General features: G+C 68.2%; 4 protein-coding genes and 1 pseudogene. All 5 read right to left on the reverse strand.

The genetic code is table 11. The features are described 5' to 3' along the window. Positions 1-396, reverse strand: a 396-nt coding sequence (locus ACIRQP_RS42265; protein ID WP_403900775.1) for a transposase domain-containing protein, incomplete at its 3' end; no start/stop codon positions are given. A 425-nt stretch (positions 397-821) separates the two neighbouring features. Further along, entirely contained in the window at positions 822-1,340 is a 519-nt protein-coding gene (locus ACIRQP_RS42270) for a hypothetical protein (RefSeq protein WP_403900777.1), read from the reverse strand. A 212-nt stretch (positions 1,341-1,552) separates the two neighbouring features. Continuing rightward, positions 1,553-2,416 (reverse strand): LLM class flavin-dependent oxidoreductase, encoded by an 864-nt coding sequence (locus tag ACIRQP_RS42275; protein ID WP_403900779.1) that lies wholly within the window; start codon positions 2,414-2,416, stop codon positions 1,553-1,555. Between the two features lie 95 nt (positions 2,417-2,511). Continuing rightward, positions 2,512-2,739 carry a hypothetical protein gene (locus tag ACIRQP_RS42280; RefSeq protein WP_403900781.1) on the reverse strand — a complete coding sequence of 76 codons (228 nt, stop codon included), beginning with the start codon at positions 2,737-2,739 and terminating at the stop codon, positions 2,512-2,514. 44 nt (positions 2,740-2,783) lie between these two features. Next, positions 2,784-3,105 (reverse strand): annotated as a pseudogene (locus ACIRQP_RS42285) (transposase); the annotation flags it as partial. Positions 3,106-3,199: the final 94 nt, after the last annotated feature.

Below are 3,199 nucleotides of genomic sequence, written 5' to 3' on the forward strand. Positions count from 1 at the left end.
GAAGGCGACCGTACGCCAGCGGCGATAGCACACTCCGGGCGTGGACGGCTGGGCCAACGGGCCGGCCAGCACGTCGAACAGTCCCTTGAGCGGGGTCACGCCAACCCGCCGACGCAGGTCACGAAGTGCCTTCTCCGACGGGCGCGGCGCTCTGGCTGCCAGTAGCGCCGCCACGAGTTTGCTCCACACCAGCCCGGCGCCCAGATGCTCGAACAGCCCGAGCGCGAGCACGAAGTACACCCCGACGCGAGAGGGGAGGCTCCGCAATCGTTGCTCGCGTGCCCCGGACTCGTCCAGCACGGCATCTACCAACTCGGGCGGAATGACCTGCGTCAACTCACCAATGTGACCAGGCGCGAACACGTCATCGGTTCCGCCCGTGACAGAGTGGGCCACTGGGCCTCTGCTCTCTCAGGAAGATCTTGGTCGATCCCCTGGATAGCAGAGGCCCCTTAGCATCGCACCCGCCCTTGACATCGCCAACATGCCCTTAACTTCGTGGCATTGGTCCAGCATCTGCCGGTGGCAGTAGCCCTCCGGCCGCCCACCGTGGCCCTCCAGCCAGGCCGGGACCGGCAGCACGGCCCGGATGACCTGCCACTCCGCCTCCGTCATGTCGGAGACGTAGCACGGGGTGCGGTCCGGCCGGTCTGCCGCGTTGCCGAACCTGTGCGCGAGGCAGTCACACGACAGAGACGGCGCGTTGGACTCCACGCCCACAGACACGAAAGACGGCGGCAACAGGGCCTCCTGGCGCTCGGTTTGGTTCGCACCCCCGAACTACCAAGAGGCCCTGCTGTCATGCGCCGGCCTTCGCGCGATCACCCGATCAGGAATCCTGTTCGACCAGGCCAGCCCCCTGATCGATAAGCGGATGGCGTCTGAGGCCATGAGTTCTGTTTCTCAGGTTCGGTCTTGGGCCGGGGTTCCTTGATCCACACGGCCGTCGGCAGGGCTGGTGGCTGGGGCCGGCGGCCGAAGCGTTCGGGGCGTGCTACATACGCTTGGGCAAGGGTGATGGCCCACTGTCGGCGGACCAGGTCGGCGGTGCCGAAGTGAACCGATGCCTGGGTGTGCAGACCGATCGCCGACTGCCGGTACTCGTGGTTGTAGCAGGTGAGTAAACCGTCGCACCAGCCGCGGGCGTGCTGCAGGGAGCCGAACCGCTCGGGGAAGTCGCCGCTGTACTTGACGGTCTTGAAGCGGTCTTCGCTGCAGGGGTTGCCGTTGGAGGTCTCCTGCCGGGAGTGGGAGCGGGTGACGCCGAGGCCGGTCAGCAACTGGGCGACCGGTCTGGAGATCATCGTGGTGCCCCGGCCGGCGTGCACGGTGTGCGGCACCCCCGCAGCCTTTTTCGGCTGTGCCGGGCTGTGCTGGTCATACGGGGAACTCCTGTCCCGCCCAGGAAGGACAACTCGGCGCACCGGGTGTCTCACCAAAGACTGATAGGGAGAGGACCGAGGGGAACCTGCCCTGCTTGCAATCAGCCTTGCTGAGCTGCTGGCTTCGAACGGCGCCGCCCCCACATTTACGTGACGCTGTCCGACAGGGGTCACAGCCCCACCGCGTCGGCGAGCAGGTCCACCTGTTCCATACCGCCACCGTTGGGAAAGAGGATGAGTTCGTCGCAGCCCGCCTCGGCGTAGGCAGCGATCGCGCGGGCCACGTGTCCGGTCGTGGTCAGGCCGGCTTCGACGCTTCGCTCGGCGTAGGCGCCGGCGGTTTCGCCGACGGAGGTGTAGTAGTCCAGGACACGGGTGTGCAGGCGCTTGTCCCCGTCCGGTCCCAGCGCGAAGTTCGCGGTCCCCATCAGGCGGGGCACGCCCGTCCTGCCCGTGTCGTGCCACGCCTGCCTGACCTGTGGCAAGAAGGCACGGAAGTTCGCCACGCCGTCAGCGCCGCCGACCCAGCCGACACCGTGGGCGGCCATGCGGCGCAGCGTTGGCTTAGTGGACCCGCCGAACATCAGTGGGGGGCCGCCGGCCGTGGCCGGGCGTGGTCCGATGCCGTCACCGGGGTCCTGCCACTGCCGGGTGGCCCGCTCCAGCAGTGCGTCGAACAGCCTGCCGCGGTGCTGGTAATCGACCCCGCTCGCGCTGTAGTCGTCCTCGCGGATGCCGGGGGCGAGCCCCAGGACGAGCCGGCCGCCGGAGATGCGGTCGAGGGTGGCGGCGGACTTGGCGAACAGCGCGTGGTTCGAACGCAGCGGGGCCAGCAGGATGGCAGTGGTCAGCCGGATGCGGGAGGTAGCTCCGGCGGCGACGGCCAGCGCGGTCAGCGACTCGTAGTTGTCGTAGACCACGCGGTCGATAGTAGCGAGCGTGGCGAAGCCGCGCTCCTCGGCGCGTCTGGCCCAGGCCGCGATCGAGAGGTCCGGATCGGGGCGCAGGGCCGGCAGGCCGATGCCAATGTCCATGGTGTCGTGTTCCTTCCCAGGCGGGCATGGGGTGAGTGCGTGTGCGGGCGTGTGACTGTCATGGAATGCACGTATTCCCCTGGAGCTCCGCCTTTTCACGGTCGTTGGACCTTGTGGCCGCGCGGCCGGGTGGGTGTCGGCGCACATGGGAAAGTCCCCACCTGATGTTCCCGCGCGGTGTCGGGGACAGTACTGATGGCGACGAGGCTCATGGCGAAGTCGTTGTCGAGTTGGCGCACGTGCCAGGGGCCGGATGTCGCAGCGGCGGCAGGCTCCTCGATCTTGGCGACTTCCTCGTCGGTCAGTGGGTTGGGTATGGCCATCAGGCTGCCAGCTCCTCGCGCTCAATGAGCTGCCCGCGTTCGAATCAAGCTCCGGCGCGGACGAGTGCGACGGGGAGGGGCGTTCACGGCCTGCCATCGCGCCTGGGCGGATTCGATCAGCTTGAACACCATGGCCAGGCCCGGAGCGCAGGACCCGGCGCCCTTGGTGCGACGGCGCACGGTGGCGGAGGTCAACTCGATTGGGTTCGTAGTGCGCAGGTGAATCCGGTGCTCGGCCGGGTGGTCGTAGAACCCCGGCAGCACGTCCTGGTCGTCGGTGACTTTCGCGACGGCTTTGGGGAACTTCGCCTGGTAGAGCTTGGCGAACATCGTGATCGCTCGCTCAGCGTGCTCGCGGTCCTCGGCACCCGGATCAACTGGCGGCCCTGCGGGCCGATCCCGGGCTGCTGGAGGGCGCCATCGAGGAGACGCTGCGCTACGAGCCGTCGGCGCAGATCGC

The sequence above is a fragment of the Streptomyces sp. NPDC102274 genome, from assembly GCF_044766385.1.
Lineage (GTDB): Bacteria > Actinomycetota > Actinomycetes > Streptomycetales > Streptomycetaceae > Streptomyces.